Source organism: Kocuria sp. MNB10 (genome assembly GCF_054073685.1).
This window is the reverse complement of the sequence record NZ_CM133411.1, coordinates 1,772,213-1,794,030: the sequence shown is the minus strand read 5'-3', so window position 1 is coordinate 1,794,030 and position 21,818 is coordinate 1,772,213. Positions and strand designations below refer to the sequence as shown.

Here is a 21,818-nt window from a genome sequence, read left to right as displayed (position 1 = left end):
AGGAACAATGCCCGAGCACCTCGGTGACCACGTGGTCGTGGCCGGAGCTGGTCTCGTGGGCCTGGCCACGGCCTTCGAACTACGACGCCGCGGGGCCGCCGTGACCGTCGTCGATCCCCGCCCGGCGTGGGGCGCCACCCGCGCGGCCGCGGGCATGCTCGCGCCGATCGCTGAGACCCAATACGGCCAGGAACGCCTCTACCCCCTCATGCGGGCCTCCGCCGCGGAGTACCCGGACTTCGTGGAGCGCGTCACCGCGGCCACGGGCCTGCCCACGGGTTACCGCACCGAGGAGACGCTCGTGGTGGCCGCCGACGCCGCGGACGCCCAGTCCCTCTCCGACCTCGCCTCCCACCAAATCGCCTCCGGGATGGACGCGCAGGAGATCTCCACGCGCGAGGCCCGGCACCTGGAACCGGCCCTCGCCCCGCGGTTGAGCGGCGCGGTGCGCATCGTCTCCGACCGCCAGGTGGACCCCCGGATGCTCGCGTCCGCCCTCGTGGAAACCCTGAACTGCCCGCACGTGGCGACCATCGGGGACGTCCCCGACGCCGGGCCGGCGCAGTGGCTGACCTCCCGCGTGGACACCGTGCTGACGTCCCGCAGGGAACCCCGGCAGGCCACGGGTGTGCAGTTGGACACCGGTGAGCTGATCCCCGCGGACGCCGTGGTCGTAGCCACCGGGCTGACCGCCAACACCATGGGTGGGCTGCCCGAGGGACTCGACCTCCGGTTGCGCCCGGTGTTCGGGGACATCCTGCGGTTGCGGGTCCCCGAGACCGCCCTGGCCCCCGGGGAATCGCATTTGCTCACGCGCACGGTGCGCGCCCAGGTCCTGGGCCGGCCCGTGTACATGGTCCCCCGCGAGGACCGCACCCTGGTGCTGGGTGCCACGAGCCGCGAGGACGGGCGCGAATCCGTCCTGGCCGGTGGCGTGCATCAACTGCTGCGGGACGCGCGCGCCGTGGTGCCCGCGATCGACGACTGCGACGTCCTGGAGATGATGGCCCGCGCCCGCCCGGGAACCTCCGACGACCTGCCCTACGTGGGGAAGACCTCCGTGGCCGGGCTCGTGATCAGCACGGGTCACTTCCGCCATGGCATCCTGCTGACCCCCGTGGCGTCCCGGCTCGCGGCGGAGCTCGTGACCGGCGTCCTGGACCCGCGTACGGAGCACGGGTCCGACGCCGCGTTCCTCGCGGACACCGACCCGGCCCGGCACTCGAACCCCGCCCCCGAGGCCCCGTTCACTACACCCGAGAGCTATCCCCAGATGCATGGAGGACTCGCATGACCGCGCCCGAGACCACTGACAATTCCTCCACGGCCGTCGTGAACGGCTCCCCCGTGGCGGTGACCCCGGGGTTGACGGTCGCGAGCGCCGTGGGCGACCTCACGGGCCGCGAGATCACCCCCGAGGGCACCGCCGCGGACGGCCATCCCCTGGGGATCGCCGTGGCGGTGGACGACGCCGTGATCCCCCGCTCCCTGTGGGCCACGACCCCCGTGGAAGCGGGTCAATCCGTGGAGATCGTCACCGCGGTGCAGGGAGGCTGAACATGACCACGCACGGAACCCCCCTGACCGTGGCCGGGGTGGAGCTCTCGTCCCGGCTGATCATGGGCACCGGGGGCCTCACCGATTTCGCGATGCTCGAACGGGCCCTGCTGGCCTCCGGAACGGAACTGACCACGGTGGCCCTGCGCCGCTTCGCGCCCGGCCCCGCCTCGCCAGCGGGCGCGCAAGCATCCGGCACGGCTTACCGGGCGAGCGGTCGCGCGGGAGGTGGCGCAGCGGCCTCGTCGACCGGGACACCGCAGGACAGCCTGTACGGGCTGCTGCGCCGCAACGACATCCGGGTGCTGCCCAACACCGCGGGGTGCTACACCGCGCGGGACGCCCTGCTGACCGCTGAACTGGGGCGCGAGGCGCTGGAGACGGACTGGGTCAAGCTCGAAATCATCGCGGACGAGGACACCCTGCTCCCGGACGGTGTGGAGCTGCTGGACGCGACCGAGAAACTCGCTCGGCGCGGTTTCAAGGTCTTCGCGTACACGTCCGACGACCCCGTGCTCGCGCTGCGACTCGAGGACGCCGGGGCCGTGGCCGTGATGCCCCTCGGTGCTCCCATCGGCACGGGTCTGGGGATCCTCAACCCGCACAACATCGAACTCATCGCGTCCCGCGCGTCCGTGCCCGTGGTGCTGGATGCCGGGATCGGCACGGCGTCCGAGGCGGCCCTGGCCATGGAACTCGGGTGCGACGCCGTCCTGCTCGCGTCCGCCGTGACCCGCGCGCAGGATCCCGTGGCCATGGCGAGTGCCATGAAGCACGCCGTGCTCGCGGGGCACCTGGCCCGCGGCGCGGGGCGGATCGCGCGGCGCACGCACGCCGTGGCGTCCTCGCCCATGGCCGGGCGCATCGACACCGCCGACGCGCCCCGCGGGGACTGGCCCGCGCCTTCATCCACCACCCCACAGCTGGAATCGCAGGTTTCATGAGCACCCCACTACCACCCCTCGTGGCCCCCGCCTCCGATCTGAGTCGCGAGGAACTCGAACGCTATTCACGCCACCTCACGTTGCCGCAACTGGGCGAGGAGGGGCAGCGTCGGCTCAAGAACGCACGCGTCCTGGTGATCGGCGCGGGCGGGCTCGGCGCTCCCGCGCTGCAGTACCTCGCGGCCGCCGGGGTGGGGACCATCGGCGTGGTCGACGACGACGTCGTATCCGTGTCCAACCTGCAACGCCAGGTGGTCCATGGGATGGCCGACATCGGCCGGCCCAAGGTCGATTCCGCCGCGGATGCCGTGGCCCGGCTCAACCCCCTGGTCACCGTGCACCGCCATCCCGAGCGGCTGAGCACCGACAACGCCCTGGAGATCTTCTCCGGCTACGACCTGATCATGGACGGCGCAGACAACTTCGGCACACGCTTCCTGGTCTCGGACGCCGCCGAACTCACCGGCATCCCCGTGGTGTGGGGCTCCATCCTGCGTTTCGACGGCCAGGTCTCCGTGTTCTGGTCCGGTCACGGCCCCGTGTACCGCGACCTGTTCCCGGAAGCGCCCGCGCCGGGCCAGGTCCCCTCGTGCGCCGAGGGCGGTGTGCTGGGCATGCTCCCGGCCACGATCGGCTCGGTCATGGTCACCGAGGCGCTCAAACTCATCACGGGCATCGGCCGTCCCCTGCTCGGCAGGGTCCTCATCCACGACGCCCTGGCCCAGACGTGGCGCGAGCTCACGGTCCTGCCGGACCCGCACCGCCCGCCCGTCACGGATCTCTCACGGGTGGCGCTCGCGTGCGGTCTGCCCTCCGACGACGACGCCGCTCCCGCCCCCCACGAGACCGTCACCGCCCCGGAGCTGGCCGAGCTACTGACCGCCCGGTCCCTCGGGGAGACGTCCTTCACGCTCGTGGACGTGCGCGAGGACTGGGAGCGCAAACTCGTGGCCATCCCCGGATCCGTGCACGTGCCGCTGCAGGACGTCCTGGACCGGGGTGTCACGGCTCTTCCGGATGAGGCGGAGGGCACCGTGATCCTGCACTGCAAGGCCGGTGCCCGTTCCGCCCAGGCCCTCGCGGCACTGCGCAGGGACTACGCCCTGCGGGAGGACACCGTGAAGCACCTGGACGGCGGGGTGCTCGCGTGGATCGACCGGGTGGACCCGGCGCTGCCGCGCTACTGACCCGTTCGATCACAGCTCCTCCTCAAGGAGCGGTTTCCGCGTGTGTGTCACCATGAGGTCCAGCGGTTCGTGGTGAATAGCCGTCGGACTGACTGATCGCTTGTAGCGCGCGGCAGCTCCTCGTGAGCGATCACTGCTGGTGAGCAACGTGTGAACGCGAAGGTCCCCGTCACCGCGGTAACGCGGGCGACGGGGACCTTTCTCGCAAGTATGCGGGACAGGACCGCGCGGCCTCAACCCAGCAGGATCACGTCCAGCGTGCGCGGACCGTGGACACCCTCCACGCGTTCGAGCTCGATGTCCGAGGTGGCCGAGGGCCCCGAGATCATGGTGGTGGGCGCAGTGGGCTCCACACGGGCCATGGCCTCCGGGATGAGCTCCACCACGGACTCCAGCGGCACGATGCAGATGTGGTGGTCCGGCACCAGGGTGATGGCGCGCCGACCCTCGTCCGGGCGCCCGGACAGGAAGATGGTGCCCGTCTGCGCGCACGAGACCGTGGAGGAGGTCACCACGGCATCCACCTGGTTGAGGTCCCGCACGGTCAGCGCGGAGGCCTTGCGACCGTCATTGGGGTCCACGATGGCCCGGCGCGCGGCGGTCTCCTCAGGCAACCACGCGGTGTCGAGGCCCTCGGGGATCACGTAGCGCGCGGAGGTCCCGAGCTGGGTGGCAACGCGCTGCGCCACGGTCTGCGCGGTCTCCCTGTAGACGTTGGCCTTGTAATCCAGCAACCGGTCCTCGAGCATGTCGATGATCTCGTCCCGCCCGAGGTCCGAGGTGTGCCGGTAGTCGCGGGGCACGTGGGGTGCCCGCGGGTGGTCCGCGAGCGCACCGTTGAGCCGCTCGAGGATTTCGGTCTTGGCGTCGGCGCTCATGCCGGCTCTCCGTCCTGGTTCCCGCGGCCTGCGTGGCCGTTGCGGGGTGCGATGTTGTCCTCGTGGGGGTCGCCCGTGGCAGCACTGTACGCCCCGGCCACGGCATCCGCGCCGGCACCCGGGGTGGCGGCGTCCTGGCCGGTGCCGGCCGCGGTCTCCTCGGTCCGGGCTGCCTTGGACTCGCCGTGCGGGCCCTGGGTGGGTGCCACCTCGACGGACGACGCCGGGTGGTCCTCCGCGGGCCCCGCACCGGTGCGCGCGGTTCCCGACGCCGCAGTGACGCCGTCGCGCTCGAGTCGTTCCCCGGTCTCCCCCTCGTGCTTCTTCCACCAGTTGCGGAAGGACTCCTTGGGGGGCTCGGGGATGTCGCGCTCGGCGGTCCAGCCGCCCACCATGCCGGGCAGCCAACCGATGGCGCGGTCGCGGCCGGCGATGACACGGCCCATGGGTAGCCCGCGCTCCGCCAAGGACATCCGCTGACCAGAGGACATCACGAAGGAAGCGCCCTTCATCATGGCGTCCATCTGCGTGGGCACACCGCGGGAAGGCACGGCTCCTCGGATGCGGCGTCCTGCGCGACGCGCCCGAGAACCGAGCTCCTGGAGGGTGCCCTTCTGGGGGGCAGTGTCCTGCCCACCCCGGCCCTCGTCCGCGGTCAGGGACTTCTCCTCGCGCCAGTTGTCGTCCCCGCCCACCGCCGGGTCCTTGGAGACCGGTGCAGGGTGGGCGTGGTCCGCGCGTTGCCCGTGCTGGGTGCGGATGTCCTCGTCCCGCAGATGCACGAGGATCTCGGGGATGTTGATCTTCACGGGACACACCTGGTAGCACGCCCCGCACAGGGAGGACGCGTACGGCAGGGAGGCATTCTTCTCGGACGTGATGCCCGTGAGCTGCGGCGAGAGGATCGCCCCGATGGGACCGGGGTAGGTGGAGCCGTAGGAGTGCCCGCCCGCGTGCTCGTACACGGGGCACACGTTCAGGCACGCGGAACACCGGATGCAGTGCAGTGCGGAGCGACCCTGCGGGTCCGCGAGCACCGCGGAGCGCCCGTTGTCCAGGAGCACCACGTGGAAGTTCTTGGGGCCGTCCCCGGGCGTCACGCCGGTCCACAGGGAGGTGTACGGGTTCATGCGTTCGCCAGTGGAGGAGCGCGGCAAGAGCTGGAAGAACACCTCGAGGTCCTGGTAGGTGGGCAATAGTTTCTCGATGCCCATCACGGTGATCAGGGTCTCGGGCAGGGTCAGGCACATGCGCCCGTTGCCCTCGGACTCCACCACGGACAGGGTGCCAGTGTCCGCGATGCCGAAGTTCGCGCCGCTGATGGCCACCTTGGAGGTGAGGAACTTCTCCCGCAGGTGCTGCCGCGCTGCCTCCGCGAGCACTCGGGGCTCGCTCGTGAGCTCCTCGGTGACGCCGGGCATCTCGCGGCTGAAGATCTCGCGGATCTCCTCGCGGTTCTTGTGGATCGCGGGCACCAGGATGTGGGAGGGCTTGTCCCGCCCCAGCTGCACGATGAGCTCGGCGAGGTCCGTCTCCGTGGCGGTGATCCCGTGCTCGGAGAGGTGCTCGTCCAGCCCGATCTCCTGGGTGGCCATGGACTTCACCTTGATCACGTCCGTGGTGTCCTGCTCCTGGACCAGGCGGGTCACGATGGCGTTCGCCTCGTCCGCGTCCCGGGCCCAGTGGACGACGCCGCCGCGCGCCGTCACGTTCGCCTCGAACAGCTCGAGCAGCTCGGGCAGCTCCGCCATCACGGTCTCCTTGATGGCGGAGCCGGCGTCGCGCAGCTCGCTCCAGTCCGGGACTTCCCCCACCACGCCGGCGCGCTTGGCGCGGATGGTGTGGGTGGCGTGCCGGATGTTGGCGCGCATCTGCTTGTTCTGCAGCTCTTTCTTGGCGGCCTTGGGGAAGGCGACCTGCGCGTGCAGGTTGCCCTGCCCGTGCACGGGACGCACGGCGGGCATGCCGAGGGACGTGACGCTCATCGAGTTGCTCCTGCAGTGGTGGCCGGGCTCGCCGCGCGACGGCCGGGTTGGGGGATGGACAGTTCAACGGGGCCCTCTACCTGCAGCGGGTTGGCCCGGGTGGAGGCGAGGATTTCCGCGAAGTGGACGGTCTGGACGTCCACGTTCCGCTTGGATGCGGCTCCGCCCAGGTGCAGCAGGCACGAGGCATCCCCGCCGGTGCACAGCGAGGCGCCCGAGCTGCGGATGTTGTTGAGCTTGGCGTCCGCCATGGCACCGGAGACGTCCGGATTCTTGAAGGAGAACGTGCCGCCGAAGCCGCAGCACTCCTCGGCGTCGGGTAGCTCATGGAACTCGATGTCCGCTACGGAACGCACGAGGTCCTTCTGGCGATCCCCGAGTCCCAGCAGACGCATGCCGTGGCACGAGGGGTGGTAGGTCACCGGGTGCGGGAACCAGGAGCCGAGCTGCTCGGCGGCGTCCGTCACGCCCAGCACGTCCACGAGCAGCTCGGAGAGCTCGTAGGTGTTCTTGGCCACCATGGCGGCATCCTCGGCCAGGGCGTCCTCGCCGCACTGGCGCGCAACCATCGGCTGCTGGTGCCCCAGGGAGGCCACACAGGAGCCGGAGGGGGCCACGGCGACGTCGTAGTCCACGCTGGTGAACGCGCGCACGTGGTTGCGGATCACCGGCACAGCGTCCTGGAAGTACCCGCTGTTGACGTGCATCTGGGAACAGCAGCCCTGCCCCTGGGGAAACACGACCTCGTGTCCCAGCCGCTCGAGGATCCGCACGGTGGCCAGCGCCACCTTGGGATACATGGCATCCACAATGCATGTGGCGAAGAGCGCGATTTTCATGTGTGTGGTCTCCTAACCGTCTGCCCCGGTCCATACTCTGTGGCCATACCAGGCTACGCCCGTGAGCCCGGTCACAACAACGTACGGCGTGGCATGGGACAGGCATGAAAGGCCGTGCGCGGGCTCTCCGCGGCGGGGCGCGAGGTGTTCACCATGTGACCTGCATCATGTACGCTGTGCGGTAGGACCAATGTGGTCTGACCACTCATCGTACGACTTGCCCGGACGTGGCGCACACCGCCCCGCCGAGACCACACTCTCGATCCGGGAACCACGGTTCCGATCCGGCCCCACCCCTTGGAGAACGCGTGAATACCTTTACCGCCGCCACCGACGCCGTGGGAGGCAGCGTCGGGCTGTCCGCCCTAGTCGGCTGCCTGCCCCTGCTGACCTTCTTCGTGATGCTGCTGGCCTTCAAGGCCAGCGCCTACGTGGCGGGTCTCACGTCCCTCGCCGTGGCCCTGCTGGTGGCCACCCTGGGCTTCGGCATGCCAGCGCACCTCGCCGCACTGACCGCCACCCAGGGCGCCGTCTACGGACTGTTCCCGATCGTGTGGATCGTGGTCATGGCCCTGTGGTTCTACCAGGTGACCGTGCTCTCCGGGCGTTTCGAGGACCTGCGCACCATCTTCGACACCATCGGGGGCGGTGACCTGCGCATCCAGGCCATGCTCATCGCGTTCTGCTTCGGCGGTCTGCTCGAGGCTCTCGCAGGCTTCGGCGCACCCGTGGCGATCACCGCCACGATGATCCTGGCCCTTGGGCTCAAGCCTCTCAAGACGGCCACGCTGGTGTTGATCGCCAACACCGCCCCCGTGGCCTTCGGCGCGATCGCGATCCCCATCACCACCGCGGGCACGCTCACGGACCTCGACCCGGCCCACATCGGTGCCGTGGTGGGTCACCAGGCCCCGTTCTTCGCGTTCGTGGTCCCCTTCTTCCTGCTGCTGATCGTCGACGGCGCCCGCGGTCTCAAGCAGGCCTGGCCCGCCGCCCTCGTGGTGGGCGGCAGCTTCGCGATCGCCCAGTGGTGGTGCGCCACGCACTTCTCGTACGAGCTCACCGACGTGGTGGCGTCCCTCGCCGGGCTCGCCGGTGTGGTGATCCTCATGCGCTTCTGGCGTCCCAAGGGCGCCGAGGCCGTGCGCGCGGACCTGGGCGTCTCCCGCCCGGAGGATGCTGCGGTGCTCACGGCCGGGCGCGTGTGGATGGCAGTGCTGCCCTACCTGCTGGTGGTGGCCGTCTTCGGCGTCGCCAAGCTCTGGACCGCCGGGGTCAATGTGCCCAAGGCGCTGGCGTCCACGGACGTCAAGATCCCGTGGCCCGGCCTGAACGGGCACCTGCTCAATGCCAAGGGCGAAGCCATTTCGGGCACGGTCTACTCTTTCCAGTGGCTCTCCAGCCCCGGCACGCTGCTGCTCATCACCGGCCTGCTGGTGGCCGTGATCTACGCCCTGTTCAACCACCACGGGATGTTCCGACTCTCGATCGCGGATGCCCTTGCCGAAATCGGACGCAGCTTCTGGAAGATGCGTTTCTCCGCCCTGACCATCATGTCCGTGCTGGCACTGGCCTACGTGATGAACTTCTCCGGCCAGACCCTGGCGATCGGCACGTTCGTGGCCGGTCTTGGCGCGGCGTTCGCGTTCTTCTCCCCCGTGCTGGGCTGGGTGGGCACCGCGGTCACCGGTTCGGACACGTCCGCCAACGCACTGTTCGCCAACCTGCAGAAGACCGCGGCCCTGGGGTCTGGGCTGGATCCGTACCTGATGACCGCCGCGAACACGTCCGGCGGTGTGGTGGGCAAGATGATCTCGCCGCAGTCACTGGCCATCGCGTCCTCAGCGGTGGGCATGCAGGGCAAGGAGTCTCAGATCTTCCGCTCCGTGGTCCCGTGGTCCCTGGGCATGCTGCTGGTGCTGTGCTGCCTGGTGTTCCTGCAGTCCAACGTGCTCGCATGGATGCTGCCCGCCGCCTGAGCACTCCTGAGATACCAGACCGTCCGGGCGCCGCGGAGCTGCGGGCACCTCGGGGACGCCGAGCACCATGGGGCTCAGCACGCCATGGCACCCGCAACCCTGTGGGCACAGTGAGGAGCCCGGTCCGGCGGCACCTCGCCGCAACGGACCACGGACCCGCCCCGAGAGGAATCAATGAGCACCACCCCCGCCTACACCCTCGTGCTGGACTGGCTCGAACACCAGTTGCGCACGGGCGGGCTGCACGTGGGCGACAAGCTCCCCGCCGAACGCGCGCTCGCCGAGGACTTCGGCATCTCCCGGGCGTCGGTACGGGAGGCCGTGCGGATCCTCGCGGCCATGGGGCTCGTACGGACGGCCACGGGCTCGGGCCCGCAGTCCGGGGCCTCCGTTATCTCGGACCCCTCCGCGGCGCTCGGCTGGGCCCTGCGGATGCACATTGCCACCCGTTCCTTGCCGGTCGCGGACGTGGTGGGCACACGCGTGCTGCTGGAGAGCCACGCGAGTCTTGAGGCGGCGTCGTCGACCGATCCGCACCGGGACGAGATCCTTGCGCAGGCCGGCGAACTGCTCGACCGCATGGACGACCCCGAGGTGAGCGACGCCGAGTTCCACGCGCTGGACGCGCAGTTCCACGTGCGCCTCGCATCCCTGAGCGGGAATGTGGTGCTCGAGACGATCATGGCGTCCCTGCGCGAGGCCACGATCGGGTACGTCCAGGAGACGGTCGCGAAGGTCACGGGCTGGCCGGAGATCCGCGCGCACCTGCAGCAACAGCACCGCGCAATCCTGCGCGCGACCACCGAACGCGACGGCGCCCTGACCGCGCGCCTGCTGCGCGAGCACATCATGTGGTTCTACGGCTTCGTGCCGGATGCGACCGGCACGGCCGACTAGCACCGAGCCAACCACGACCGCGCCGAATAGGACCGGGCCCGGCAGGACTGAACTGAACGGGACTGAGCCGGGTAGAAACCGAGCCGAACAGGACTGAACGGCCCAGCAGCGAACGGTCCCGAGACCGGCCACGACCGACCCGGGCGTCAGCGTCGGATCGATGAAGGGGCGCCGTTGACCCGCACGTCGGAAACTCCCCGGCACTCCCCTGACAAAGGAAAAACCCCGGCGCCTCCTGGCCGGGAGGCGCCGGGGTCAGGCTTGCATCCGCCCTGGCCCGCTGACGCGACGGAGGACCTCGGAACTGCACGCGAGGTGATCCAGGCCTCGCGGAGCTCTGTCATAAGGGGGTACGAGGACCCCCGCCGCGAGTTCAGCGGTCCGCTCCTACTCGGGGCCGCAGGCCGTACACTCGCTCGACCCCCGTGGAGTGGTGGACATCTCTTCCGATGTCCACCACTAACTGTGCCGTACCGGGGACCCGCGCCACCATGGCCATTCGGCCAGTCTTCGAGCGTGAACCTGAAGGTAACCTGGGAATCAGGTCAGGCGGGGGTACCGCTCGTCGTCCAGCTCGGGATGCACAAGGCCCCACTGGATGCCCGAGATCAGCACCTGGACCCGATCCCGCACCGCGAGTTTCTCGCACAGATGGGACACGTAGGCCTTCACACTGCCGTGCGAGACGGACATGCGCTCGGCGATCTCATTGTTGTTGAGCCCCTTGGCGATCCACTCGAGCGTTTCGAGTTCGCGCGGCGAGAGCTTGGGCGCGTCCGGGTGGGGTCCCCGGGATGCGGGTTCGACGGCGCCGGCCGCCGCCGCGCGCAGGTGACCGCGGCGCACGGAGGGCACCGGGACGTCCCCCAACACGTTGTTGGCCAGCGAGCTGGCCACGGACGGGGACAGCGCGAGTTCGTCCTCGCGGATCAGGCTCACGGCGGAGACGATCTCGTCGTGCCGGGCGTCCTTGACGAGGTACCCGGAGGCCCCCGCGCGCAGAGCGGGGACCACGTACTCGAGGGTCGAGAACGTGGTCAGCGCGAGCACCTTGGTCTCCGGGCAGCGCTGCACGATCTCCCCGGTGGCCTCGATCCCGTCCATCCCCGGCATACGGATGTCCATGAGCACCACGTCAGGGCGCAGTTCCAGGCACGTGGCCACGGCCTCCGCGCCGTCCGAGGCCTCCCCCGCGACCTCGAAACCCGGCTCCGCGCGGAACAGGTTCGCGAGGGCGTCACGCATGAGCGGATGATCGTCCACCAAGAGAAGCCTGCACAAATCCATGGCCTGATCATAAACTGAGCGCATGACTGAGCATTCGTCCCCCGTGACCACCACCACTTCGACCCGCACACGCTGGGTGCGCACCGCCACCGCGGCCCTGCTGAGCGGAGCCCTCATCCTCAGCGCGGCGCCGGCGCACGCCGCGTCCCCCACGGTCCCGCGCGGCCCCACGAACGTGATCTGCCACTACTGGCCCGTTCTCTGCCCCAACCGGTGATCCCGGGGGGTACTGCTATCGGAGTGGACCCCGCCCCTCGATCCGGCGGTATGCCGAGCTGGTTGCGTGTCGTCGTGGTGCTCTTCGCCGCGGTGGCACTGCTCGACGACCTGCGGTCCATGCCGTGGTCGTTCATGCCCCCGGCACCCGCCGTGCTCTCGAGCAGTTTCCTGGTCCTGAGCTACGGGGCCGTGGCGCTGCTCGCATGGTCGCCCCTCGCGAGCGCCGTGGCCATCACGCTGTCGTACGTGTTGGCCACGGTCTTGCACGACTACGCCCTGGCCCTGTTGTGCGGGTGCGTCGTGATGGTCGCGGTGCTCGCGATGCTCTCCCGCGGGACCGCACTGGCCCACCTCGCGGTCACCGCCACGTGGATGGTCGTGTCCGCGGGGGTGCTGCGCAATTCCGATTTCGCGTGGACCGTGGGCATCCCCCTGGGTGTGTCCGCGCTGATCGGTGCGGCCGTGCGGTTCTTCGTGACCCAGTACCGGCTCAACACCCGCCGCCTCGCGGTTCTGGAGGTCACCCACCAGCGGCTGCGGGAGCAGGAACGGCTCGCCCTGGCCCGGGACCTGCACGACGTGGTCGCGCACGAACTGACCCTCGTGACCATGCAGGCTGCGGGGTCCCACCGGCAGCAGGACCCCGGGGAACTGCACCGCACGATCGACATGATGGACTCCGCCGCCCGCTCCGGGCTGCATGAGCTGCGCACGCTGCTGCACATCCTGCGGGACTCCCCCGGCGCCCCGGACGAGCGGGACAGCAGTTCCGGGCTCACCACGGGGTCCCTGTACGGCGTGGCCCGGGCACTCGCGGCGAGCCTCGAACGCGCCGCACTCGTGCCGGAGCTCGAACTGGGCGACGGCCTGGACGAGATCCCCACGTCCATCCGCGGCACCGCGGCCCGGGTGCTGCAGGAGGCCTCGACCAACATGATCAAGTACGCGCCCACGGGTTCCCGGTGCGCCCTGCGGGTGTTCGTCCGGGACGGCGCCGTGCGCGTCCACGCCGAGAACCAGATCCGCCGGGGTGCCGGCACCGACTCCGGGCGCAGGGAACTGACCTCCGCGTTCGGGCTGCGCGGGATCCAGGAACGGGTCGCCCTGCTCAACGGTCAGGTGGAGTACGGTCCGCGCAATGCCGTGTGGCACCTGGACGTGCGGATCCCGGTCGCGTGAGTGACACCCCGGACGCCCCGAGGACCGGGACGGACGCGGTCGAGGCCGTGCGCGGCGTCGTCGTCGCGATCCCACCGGGCGCGGTGCTCAGCTACGGGGACGTGGCGGAACTCGCGTGGTTGAGCACCCCGCGGCTCGCGGCGCGGATCATGGCCATGGGCCTGGCGGGGACGGACGTCCCGTGGTGGCGTGTGGTGCGCGCGGACGGCACGCTGCCCGACCACCTGCAGATCACTGCGCGGGAACACTACGAACGCGAGGGCACGCCCCTGCGCGGTCAAGTCCCGGGTAGTGGTGTAGCGCTGTCCTTCGGTGTGAGGGTTAGGCGCTGAGCTCGAGAACGGTGTCGGTCACCTCCTCCGCTCCGGTGTCGTGAACGAGGGTGAGACGGCTTTTGGCGAGGATGTCGAGGCCGAGGTAGCGGCGTCCCTCGGCCCATTCGTCAGTCTGTTCCGCAAGGACCGCGCCGACGAGGCGGATGATCGCGTCGCGGTTGGGGAAGATGCCGACGGAGTCGGTGCGGCGACGGATCTCCCGGTTGAGGCGTTCGTTGGGGTTGTTGGACCAGATCTGTGCCCAGAGCCCGTCGGGGAACTCGACGAACGCGAGGATGTCCGCCCTGGCGGCGTCCAGGTGGGCGTGCACGGCGGGAAGCTTGTCCTCGACGTAGTCCAGGAGCCGGTCGAACTGCGCGTTCACGCTGGCGGCGTCGGGTTGGTCGTAGACGGAGTGCAGCATCGCTTTGACTGCCGGCCACATGCTCTTCGGACACACGGACATGAGGTTCGCGGCGTAGTGGGTGCGGCATCTCTGCCATGAAGCTCCTGGCAGGTTCGCGGCAATCGCCTCGACCAGGCCCTGGTGGGCGTCGGAGGTGACGAGGCGGACGCCGGTGAGGCCGCGGGCGACGAGGTCGGCGAAGAAACTGGACCATGCAGCTCCGGTCTCACTCGTGGCGACGCGGACGCCGAGAACCTCACGGCGCCCGTCCGCGTTCACCCCGGTCGCGACCAGCACGACCGCGTTGATCACGCGCCCGCCCTCACGGACCTTCATCGTGAGCGCGTCGGCGGCGACGAACGTGAACGGGCCCGCATCGCCCAGAGGCCGGTGGCGGAACTGTTCGACGTTCTCGTCGAGATCCGCGGCCATCCGCGACACCTGCGACTTCGACAGAGAGTGGATCCCGAGGGTCTTGACGAGCTTGTCCATCCGGCGCGTCGAGACCCCGGCGAGGTAGCAGTCAGCAATCACGGTGATCATCGCCGCCTCGGACCTCTTGCGGCGCTCCATGAGCCATTCAGGGAAGTAGGTGCCCTGGCGCAGCTTCGGGACAGCGACATCAATCGTCCCGACCCGGGTGTCCAGGTCTCGGTGACGGTAGCCGTTGCGCTGCGCGATGCGGTCGGGGCTCGACGTGCCCCATTCCGCCCCGACGACAGCGTCGGCATCCGCGGACAGCAGCACGTTGATCATGGTCTGCAACAGGTTGCGCATCAAATCCGGCGACGCGTCAGAGAGCGCTTCGGAAAGAACGCCGGCAGGGTGGACAATATGAGGAGCGGTCATCGTGATGATTCCAATCGAGTGAGAAGTAGAGAGCTTTCTCGAAGGATCACACGGTGACCGCGTTACGTCGTGAACGACGTGCCGGACCACCGTGCGCTACACCACTATGCGGGACTCAACTCCCTGCGCGAGACCGACGCCCATTGGGTCCGCGTGGATATGCGCACCGGGCGCTGGGACGGCCGGTGAGCACCGGCGCGTGAGCGCGCCGAGGCATCAGTCTCGACGAAGTAGGACCCGCGCTGCCGCCGACCTAGCGCCGGGCAGGATCCGTACTCGGCCGGATCAGTACTCGGGCGGGCCGGCGACCTCGAAGAACGGGCCGCGGGCGTCAAACACCCGACCGGTGAGCCGCTCGTACGCTTCCACGTAGCGCTCGCGTGTCTTGGCCACGACCTCCTCGGGCAGCTCGGGCACGGGGCCCTGGCCGTCCCATCCGGAGGCGTCCGAGCGCAACCAGTCCCGCACGTACTGTTTGTCGAAGGACGGTTGCGGGCGGCCCGGCTTGTAGGTCTCCAGGTCCCAGAACCGTGAGGAGTCCGGGGTGAGCACCTCGTCCCCCAGGGTGATGGCCCCGCGGTAGGAGTCCAGGCCGAACTCCACCTTGGTGTCCGCCACGATGATCCCCCGCTCCCGGGCGATCCGCTCGGCGCTCGAGTAGATCTTCAGGGACAGCTCCCGCAACCGGTCCGCCACGGAATTGCCCACCACGTTCGCCATTTCCTGATATGTGATGGGCTCGTCGTGCTCCCCCAGTTCGGCCTTGCCCGTGGGGGTGAAGATGGGCTGCTCCAGCCGGTCGCCGTCCTCGAGGCCCTCCGGCAGCTCGATCCCGCACACCGACCCGGTGGCGCGGTAGTCCTTGAGCCCGGAGCCGGTGAGATACCCGCGCACGATGTTCTCCACGGGAAACATGGACAGGTTCTTGCACACGACCGCGCGACCGCGCACGGACTCGTGAACGTCCGTGGTCAGGATGTGGTTCGCGATCCCGTCCAACTGCTGGAACCACCACAGGGACAACTGGGTGAGGATGACGCCCTTGTCCGGGATGGTGGTGGGCAGCACCTGGTCGAACGCGGAGATCCGGTCGCTCGCGACCACGAGCACGGCACCGGCCCGGTACTCGGCGTCGTCGTGGATCGCCACACCCGTGGCACTGAGGCGGGACTCGTCCGGGACGTAGAGTTCCCGGACCTTGCCGGAGTAGACGTGCTTCCAGCCCGGGATCTCGAGGGGTGTGCCGTGCTCGCTCATGCCTGCTCCTCTGCTGTGGTCGCGGTGGGCGCCCCGGTGCGACCCGGCGTCCCGCCCGGGGCGTCCGTGGTGCCGGGACCCGGTTGGCCCCCGGGGGCCGTGATCCGTCCCTCGGACGCGGCCAGTGCGATGTCGGTGCGGTAGTGCGATCCGGGAAGGGTGATGCGCTCCATCCCACGATAGCCACGCTCGCGCGCTTCCCGCAGGTCCGCCCCGCGGGAGACGACGGCGAGCACGCGCCCGCCCGCCGAGACGATCTCCCCGGCGGCGTTGCGGTCTGTGCCGGCGTGGATGACCCACGTGTCCGGGTCCTGGGCGGCCTCGGCCAGCCCCGTGATCACGTCCCCCTTGCGCGGGGCGCCCGGGTAGTTGTGGGCCGCGAGCACGATGGTCACGGACGCGCCGGAGGCCCACTGGAGCTCCTCGCGCTCGGACAACCGGCCCTGCGCGGCGTCGAGCAGCAGTTCGCCCAGCGGGGTTTCGAGCACCGCCAGGACGGACTGGGTCTCGGGATCGCCGAAGCGCGCGTTGAACTCGATGACCTGGATGCCGCGCTCGGTCACGGCGAGACCGCAGTAGAGCACCCCCACGAAGGGGGTGCCGCGGCGTCGCAGTTCGTCGATCACGGGGCGGGCCACGCGGCGCACGACCTCGTCCGTGAACCCCTCGGGCAGCCACTCGAGTGGCGTGTAGGCACCCATGCCACCCGTGTTGGGGCCCTGGTCACCGTCGCGGACGCGCTTGAAGTCCTGGGCCGGTTGCAGTGGGACCACGTTCTCGCCGTCGCTGAGCACGAACAGGGACACTTCCGGGCCGTCCAGGAACTCCTCGACGACCACGGCACCGCCCGCGTCCAGGCATTCGCGCGCGTGGGCCTCGGCACGGTCCCGGTCCGGCGTGACCACCACGCCCTTGCCCGCGGCCAACCCGTCGTCCTTAACCACGTAGGGCGCACCGAAACGCTCGAAGGCCGCCCGCACGTCCGCGAGATCCGTCGTGGCCACCGATCGCGCGGTGGGGACACCTGCCGCCGCCATGATCTCCTTGGCGAACGCCTTGGAGCCCTCGATCCGCGCGGCCTGTGCGGACGGACCGAACACGGGGATGCCCGCACGGGTGAGGGCGTCCGCGACACCGGCGACGAGCGGTGCCTCCGGTCCCACGACCACGAGGTCCGCGTCCAACTCCCGAGCCAGCGCGACCACGGCCTCCGGGTCCTGCGCGTTGAGGGGATGTACCGGGACGTCCTGGGCGATCCCCTGGTTACCGGGTGCGCTGTGCACCTCGCTGACGTGCGGGTCCCGTAGCAGGGACGTGATCATCGCGTGTTCGCGGCCCCCTGGGCCCACCACCAAAACCTTCACGCGCTCAGCGTATCGGCCACAGCCCCCGCCCGGGCAACGATTGCGCGGGCCACGCTGCCATACTGGAAGGTATGCAGACCTTCAGCTCGGACCAGGCCGTGGAACTCGCCGTGGTGCAACGCAGCGGCTTCGTGGAGTCCCGGCACAGCGGATCCGCCGTGGTGCTGGCACCTGACGGATCCGTGGCGTTCTCCGTGGGCGCTCCGGACGAGGCGATCTTCCCGCGCTCGACCCTCAAGCCGTTCCAGGCGATCGCCGCGATGAAGGCCGGGGCCCCGCTGCGCGGCGAGCAGGTGGCGATCGCGGCGGCGTCGCACACCGCCACGTTCGACCACCTGGACGCGGTCAACTCGATCCTCAAGGCGGCCGAGCTGGGCCCCGAGGCGCTGCAGTGCCCGCCGGACTGGCCCCAGGACGAGGACACGCGCGCGTGGTTGATCCGCACCGAACGCGGCCGCAACCGCATGTGCATGAACTGTTCGGGCAAGCACGCGGCGTTCCTGCTCGCGTGCGTGACCAACGGGTGGCCCATCGACTCCTACCTGAATCCCGAGCACCCGCTGCAGCAGCTCGTGATCGAGACCATCGAGGAGTTCTCCGGCGAGCGCGCCCAGCACGTGGGCGTGGACGGCTGCGGTGCACCGCTCACGGCGATCACCCTCACCGGCCTCGCCCGCATGTACTCCACGCTGGGGCGCGCCGCACGCAACGTCCAGGCTGACGCCCGCGCCGCGACCGTGGCCACGTCCATGCTCGACTACCCCGAGTACGTCCAGGGCCCGGGGCGTTCGAACACCGTGATCATGGAGGAGCTGGACGTGATCACCAAGCTCGGCGCGGAGGGCGTGCTGGGGCTGGGCACCCGTTCCGGGTGGTCCGTGGCCATCAAGATGCTGGACGGTTCCTCGCGCGCCAACTCACTCGTGGGCCTCACGCTGCTCGCGCACGCGGGTGCCATTTCCCGGGCCGACGCCGATCGCGTCCTCGAACGCGTCACGCACCCGATCACCGGGGCCGGGCGGCCCGTGGGTGCCATCCAGCTCGCCGAGCCGCTGCGGGAACTCCTGGGCTGACCGCCCCCCCCGATCCTCAATCCGAGATCCACGATCCCAGAGGTGGGCCATGACGATCCGACGCAAGGTCGACCCGGCGGACGGCAGCCTCGCGCTCGCGCGCTGGCGCCGATCCCCTGACGAGGCCGACCGCCGCACCACGGCCACCGCGGTGCGCTACTGCCTCGAGGAACTCGCGAGTCGCGCGGAGGGCAATTCCGTGGAGGTGCGCGTGCCGCCCTTCGGCGTGACCCAGTGCGTCCCCGGTCCGCGCCACACGCGCGGCACCCCACCCAACGTGGTGGAGACCGACGCCACCACGTGGCTCGCGCTCGCGACCGGACGCGCACGGTGGACCGACAGCGTCCGCGAGGGCAGCGTCGCGGCGTCCGGGACGCGCACCGACCTCAGCGCGTGGCTCCCGCTGTTCGGCTGAGGCACCACCCACGCCCCACCGACGACATCGCGTGGCCCGCGCACGCCCGGATGCGCGATAACCTGGAAACCATGAGTTCCGCCGATCCCGAGACGCCCGCGCCCGCCCCGCAGCCCGGTTCCGCCACCGAACGGATGACGGTGCGCCGCGCCCCCAACATGATCGCGTTCCTCATCACGGGCGCGGCCATCGGGGCCATCGCGGGACTGCTCGTGGGGGCGCTGGGCCCCGGATCGCTCGCCTACACCCGCGGGGCCATCATCGGGTTCTTCCTCATGACGTTCCTGATCGTGGGTGCGACCGTGGGCGCCGTGGTGGCACTCGTCCTGGACCGGATCTCCCTCAAACGCTCCCGGCACGTGACCGCGGAGGTCCAGGATCTTCACGGGGCGGACGAGCGCCCCGGCACATGAGACACTGTCTGCGTGGTTCGAGCTGACGGAAAACTCTCTCACGACCTCTTGCCCGGAGAAAAAGGCCCCCAGGACGCGTGCGGCGTGTTCGGCGTGTGGGCCCCGGGCGAGGACGTCGCCAAATTGACGTACTACGGCCTGTACGCGCTGCAGCACCGCGGGCAGGAGTCCGCGGGCATCGCGACGTCCGACGGGGAACGGATCTCGGTCTACAAGGACATGGGGCTCGTGTCCCAGGTCTTCGACGAGACCACGCTCAACACCCTCAAGGGGTACCTGGCCGTGGGACATGCGCGCTACTCCACCACGGGTGCGTCCCACTGGGCCAATGCCCAGCCCACCCTGGGTGCCACCCCGCACGGCACGCTCGCGCTCGCGCACAACGGCAACCTGACCAACTCCGCCGAGCTCTACGACCTGCTGCTCGACAAGTCCGGGTTCCCGTCCCGCGGTGAGATCGCCCGGGGCAACACCACGGACACCGCGTTGATCACCGCGCTGCTCGCGGAGCACCCCCTGAACTCGCTCGAGGAGGCGGCCATGATGCTGCTGCCCCGGCTCGTGGGGTCCTTCTGTCTCACGTTCATGGACGAGGCCACACTCTACGCCGCGCGCGATCCCCTGGGCGTGCGTCCCCTCGTGCTGGGCAGACTGGAACGCGGCTGGGTCGTGGCCTCCGAGACCGCTGCGCTGGACATCGTGGGCGCCTCCCTCGTGCGCGAGGTGGAACCCGGTGAGTTCATCGCGATCGACGAGAACGGCCTGCGTTCGCGCCGTTTCGCGGAGGCGAAGCCCGCGGGGTGTGTGTTCGAGTACGTGTACCTGGCCCGCCCCGACACCACGATCGCCGGGCGCTCCGTGTACGAGTCCCGCGTGGAGATGGGCCGACAACTCGCGCGCGAGCACGCCGTGAACGCCGACCTCGTGATGCCCACCCCCGAGTCCGGGACCCCCGCCGCGATCGGATACGCGGAGGCCTCGGGCATCCCGTTCGGACACGGACTCGTGAAGAACTCCTACGTGGGCCGCACGTTCATCGAGCCCTCGGACACCATCCGTCAGCTCGGGATCCGGCTCAAGCTCAACCCCCTGCGTTCGATCGTGGCGGGCAAGCGCCTGGTGGTCGTGGACGACTCGATCGTGCGCGGCAACACCCAGCGGGCCCTCGTGCGCATGCTGCGTGAAGCGGGGGCGGCGGAGATCCACGTGCGGATCTCCTCCCCGCCCATCAAGTGGCCGTGCTTCTACGGCATCGACTTCGCGTCCCCCGCGGAGCTGATCGCCAACGGGCTCGCCGTGGAGGACGTCCGCGCCTCCCTGGGCGCCGATTCCCTGGGGTACATCTCCGAGGAGGGGATGATCGAGGCCACCGCCCACCCCCGTCCCACCCTGTGCACCGCGTGCTTCTCGGGTGATTACCCCACGGCCCTGCCCAAGGCGGACCGGCTCGGCAAGTCCGTGCTGGAATCCCCCGGGGCCCACGCGGAACCCTCCGAGGACCTCGTGGACCCAGCACCGCGCACCGACACCGCCCACGAGGAGACCACCGCATGAGCCAGTCCCGAGCCCACGGCACGGAAGCCGTCACCTACGCGAGCGCGGGGGTGGACGTCGAGGCCGGGGACCGCGCCGTCGAACTCATGAAGTCCGCCGTGAAGGCGACCCACACGTCCGGCGTGGTGGGCGGCGTGGGCGGTTTCGCCGGGCTCTTCGACGTCTCCGAGCTCACCGGCTACCGCAAGCCCTACCTGGCCACGTCCACGGACGGCGTGGGCACCAAGGTCGCGATCGCCCAGTCCCTGGACGTCCACGACACCATCGGGTGGGACCTCGTGGGCATGGTCGTGGACGACATCGTGGTCGTGGGCGCCAAGCCGCTGTTCATGACCGACTACATCGCGACCGGCAAGGTGGTCCCGGAACGCATCGCGGACATCGTGCGGGGCATCGCCGCGGCGTGCGAGGCTGCGGGCACCGCCCTCGTGGGCGGAGAGACCGCCGAGCACCCCGGGCTGCTGGGCGTGGACGAGTACGACGTCGCCGGTGCGGCCACCGGCGTGATCGAGGCGGACGAACTGCTCGGCCCGCAGCGCGTGCGTGACGGGGACGTCGTGATCGGCATGACGTCCTCCGGGCTGCACTCCAACGGGTACTCCCTGGTGCGCCGGGTCATCAACGTGGCCGGTTGGCAGCTGGACCGCCAGGTCAGCGAACTGGGCCGGACCCTGGGCGAGGAACTGCTCGAACCCACGCGCGTCTACGCGGCGGACGTCCTGGACCTCGCGCGGGCGTTCCCCGTGAACGGTCCGGACGGCACCACGGGCCACGGCGTGCGCGGCTTCTCCCACGTGACCGGCGGTGGTCTCGCGGCCAACCTGGCGCGTGTTCTGCCCGCGGACCTGCAGGCCACGGTGGAGCGCTCCACGTGGTCCCTGCCGCCCGTGTTCCAGCTCGTGGCGCAGCTCGGTCAGGTGCCCCTGGCGGACCTCGAGCGCACGCTCAACCTGGGCGTGGGCATGGTCGCGATCGTGGACCCCGCCGTGGCCGACGCCGCCGTGGCCCACCTCACCGAACGCGGGCTGCCGTCCTGGATCATGGGCCGCGTGGGTCCCGTGGACCCGGACGCCTCCCGCCACGGCAGTGACTGGGTGCAGGGCGCCAAGGGCGTGGCTGGCGGCGGCGTGCTCATGACGGGTGACTACGCCCGCTGAACGCGCACCGAGCGCCCGCGACGCGACGGGCACGCAAGGAACCGCCCACACGCTCGTGTGGGCGG

21 protein-coding genes are annotated in these 21,818 nt (G+C 70.1%); 14 read left to right on the top strand and 7 right to left on the bottom strand.

The window, feature by feature from the left end; all coding sequences use genetic code 11:
• Positions 1-7: 7 nt before the first annotated feature.
• From thiO to moeB, 4 genes are read left to right on the top strand one after another with little or no spacing between them, the layout of a single operon-like run.
• Positions 8-1,294, top strand: a complete 1,287-nt coding sequence (thiO, locus tag ACW9PK_RS08070; RefSeq protein ID WP_457015505.1) for a glycine oxidase ThiO — start codon at positions 8-10, stop codon at positions 1,292-1,294.
• Positions 1,291-1,557, top strand: a complete 267-nt coding sequence (gene thiS / locus ACW9PK_RS08065) for a sulfur carrier protein ThiS (RefSeq protein WP_270263398.1) — start codon at positions 1,291-1,293, stop codon at positions 1,555-1,557. Before thiO ends, thiS begins: the two co-directional genes overlap by 4 nt.
• Positions 1,558-1,559: 2 nt before the next feature.
• Complete coding sequence (locus ACW9PK_RS08060; RefSeq protein WP_457015504.1) at positions 1,560-2,501, top strand: thiazole synthase; 942 nt, start codon at positions 1,560-1,562, stop codon at positions 2,499-2,501.
• Positions 2,498-3,688 carry a molybdopterin-synthase adenylyltransferase MoeB gene (moeB, locus tag ACW9PK_RS08055; protein WP_144997301.1) on the top strand — a complete coding sequence of 397 codons (1,191 nt, stop codon included), beginning with the start codon at positions 2,498-2,500 and terminating at the stop codon, positions 3,686-3,688. Before ACW9PK_RS08060 ends, moeB begins: the two co-directional genes overlap by 4 nt.
• A 233-nt stretch (positions 3,689-3,921) precedes the next feature.
• Here the strand turns inward: moeB and ACW9PK_RS08050 are convergent, their stop codons facing one another.
• The 3 genes from ACW9PK_RS08050 to ACW9PK_RS08040 are packed head-to-tail and all read right to left on the bottom strand — an operon-like array spanning position 3,922 to position 7,390.
• Positions 3,922-4,566, bottom strand: a complete 645-nt coding sequence (locus ACW9PK_RS08050; protein WP_144931711.1) for a LutC/YkgG family protein — start codon at positions 4,564-4,566, stop codon at positions 3,922-3,924.
• On the bottom strand, positions 4,563-6,551 hold the full coding sequence (locus ACW9PK_RS08045) for a LutB/LldF family L-lactate oxidation iron-sulfur protein (protein WP_144997299.1): 1,989 nt from the start codon (positions 6,549-6,551) through the stop codon (positions 4,563-4,565). The genes ACW9PK_RS08050 and ACW9PK_RS08045 overlap by 4 nt, the downstream gene beginning before the upstream one ends.
• Entirely contained in the window at positions 6,548-7,390 is an 843-nt protein-coding gene (locus ACW9PK_RS08040) for a (Fe-S)-binding protein (RefSeq protein ID WP_144931716.1), read from the bottom strand. The genes ACW9PK_RS08045 and ACW9PK_RS08040 overlap by 4 nt, the downstream gene beginning before the upstream one ends.
• Positions 7,391-7,698: 308 nt before the next feature.
• Between ACW9PK_RS08040 and ACW9PK_RS08035 the strand changes: the two genes are divergently transcribed.
• Both ACW9PK_RS08035 and ACW9PK_RS08030 read left to right on the top strand, forming a co-directional pair.
• A complete protein-coding gene (locus ACW9PK_RS08035; protein ID WP_085106190.1) occupies positions 7,699-9,369 on the top strand; it encodes an L-lactate permease in 1,671 nt (556 codons plus the stop codon).
• Between the two features lie 174 nt (positions 9,370-9,543).
• Positions 9,544-10,266: a FadR/GntR family transcriptional regulator gene (locus ACW9PK_RS08030; protein WP_035964141.1), complete on the top strand. Its 723-nt coding sequence runs from the start codon at positions 9,544-9,546 to the stop codon at positions 10,264-10,266.
• Positions 10,267-10,806: 540 nt separating this feature from the next.
• On the opposite strand, the gene ACW9PK_RS08025 is transcribed toward ACW9PK_RS08030, so the two are convergent.
• A complete protein-coding gene (locus tag ACW9PK_RS08025; RefSeq protein WP_260981520.1) occupies positions 10,807-11,529 on the bottom strand; it encodes a response regulator transcription factor in 723 nt (240 codons plus the stop codon).
• 46 nt (positions 11,530-11,575) lie between these two features.
• On the opposite strand from ACW9PK_RS08025, the gene ACW9PK_RS08020 reads away from it, so the two are divergent.
• From ACW9PK_RS08020 to ACW9PK_RS08010, 3 genes are read left to right on the top strand one after another with little or no spacing between them, the layout of a single operon-like run.
• The gene (locus tag ACW9PK_RS08020) at positions 11,576-11,770 is read left to right on the top strand and encodes a hypothetical protein (protein WP_064846363.1); all 195 of its coding nucleotides are present in this window, start codon (positions 11,576-11,578) and stop codon (positions 11,768-11,770) included.
• A gap of 50 nt (positions 11,771-11,820) precedes the next feature.
• The gene (locus ACW9PK_RS08015; RefSeq protein WP_457015503.1) at positions 11,821-12,951 is read left to right on the top strand and encodes a sensor histidine kinase; all 1,131 of its coding nucleotides are present in this window, start codon (positions 11,821-11,823) and stop codon (positions 12,949-12,951) included.
• Complete coding sequence (locus ACW9PK_RS08010; protein WP_457015502.1) at positions 12,948-13,283, top strand: MGMT family protein; 336 nt, start codon at positions 12,948-12,950, stop codon at positions 13,281-13,283. The genes ACW9PK_RS08015 and ACW9PK_RS08010 overlap by 4 nt, the downstream gene beginning before the upstream one ends.
• Here the strand turns inward: ACW9PK_RS08010 and ACW9PK_RS08005 are convergent.
• The 3 genes from ACW9PK_RS08005 to purD all read right to left on the bottom strand — a co-directional run bounded on the left by ACW9PK_RS08005 (position 13,273) and on the right by purD (position 17,141).
• A complete protein-coding gene (locus ACW9PK_RS08005) occupies positions 13,273-14,520 on the bottom strand; it encodes an IS256 family transposase (RefSeq protein ID WP_457015501.1) in 1,248 nt (415 codons plus the stop codon). The two genes, ACW9PK_RS08010 and ACW9PK_RS08005, sit on opposite strands and share 11 nt — an antisense overlap.
• A 285-nt stretch (positions 14,521-14,805) precedes the next feature.
• On the bottom strand, positions 14,806-15,777 hold the full coding sequence (locus ACW9PK_RS08000) for a phosphoribosylaminoimidazolesuccinocarboxamide synthase (RefSeq protein ID WP_085106185.1): 972 nt from the start codon (positions 15,775-15,777) through the stop codon (positions 14,806-14,808).
• Complete coding sequence (gene purD, locus ACW9PK_RS07995; protein ID WP_085106184.1) at positions 15,774-17,141, bottom strand: phosphoribosylamine--glycine ligase; 1,368 nt, start codon at positions 17,139-17,141, stop codon at positions 15,774-15,776. Before purD ends, ACW9PK_RS08000 begins: the two co-directional genes overlap by 4 nt.
• A 71-nt stretch (positions 17,142-17,212) precedes the next feature.
• Here purD and ACW9PK_RS07990 point away from each other — a divergent pair, with 71 nt between their 5' ends.
• From ACW9PK_RS07990 to purM, 5 genes are all read left to right on the top strand, one after another.
• Positions 17,213-18,214, top strand: a complete 1,002-nt coding sequence (locus ACW9PK_RS07990) for an asparaginase (RefSeq protein WP_144997287.1) — start codon at positions 17,213-17,215, stop codon at positions 18,212-18,214.
• Positions 18,215-18,263: 49 nt separating this feature from the next.
• Positions 18,264-18,629: a sterol carrier family protein gene (locus ACW9PK_RS07985; RefSeq protein ID WP_064846357.1), complete on the top strand. Its 366-nt coding sequence runs from the start codon at positions 18,264-18,266 to the stop codon at positions 18,627-18,629.
• Between the two features lie 71 nt (positions 18,630-18,700).
• Positions 18,701-19,042 carry a DUF3169 family protein gene (locus tag ACW9PK_RS07980; protein ID WP_167318086.1) on the top strand — a complete coding sequence of 114 codons (342 nt, stop codon included), beginning with the start codon at positions 18,701-18,703 and terminating at the stop codon, positions 19,040-19,042.
• Positions 19,043-19,054: 12 nt separating this feature from the next.
• Positions 19,055-20,596 (top strand): amidophosphoribosyltransferase, encoded by a 1,542-nt coding sequence (gene purF / locus ACW9PK_RS07975; RefSeq protein ID WP_457015500.1) that lies wholly within the window; start codon positions 19,055-19,057, stop codon positions 20,594-20,596.
• Positions 20,593-21,753 carry a phosphoribosylformylglycinamidine cyclo-ligase gene (gene purM / locus ACW9PK_RS07970; RefSeq protein ID WP_457015499.1) on the top strand — a complete coding sequence of 387 codons (1,161 nt, stop codon included), beginning with the start codon at positions 20,593-20,595 and terminating at the stop codon, positions 21,751-21,753. The genes purF and purM overlap by 4 nt, the downstream gene beginning before the upstream one ends.
• The last annotated feature ends 65 nt before the right edge of the window (positions 21,754-21,818 follow it).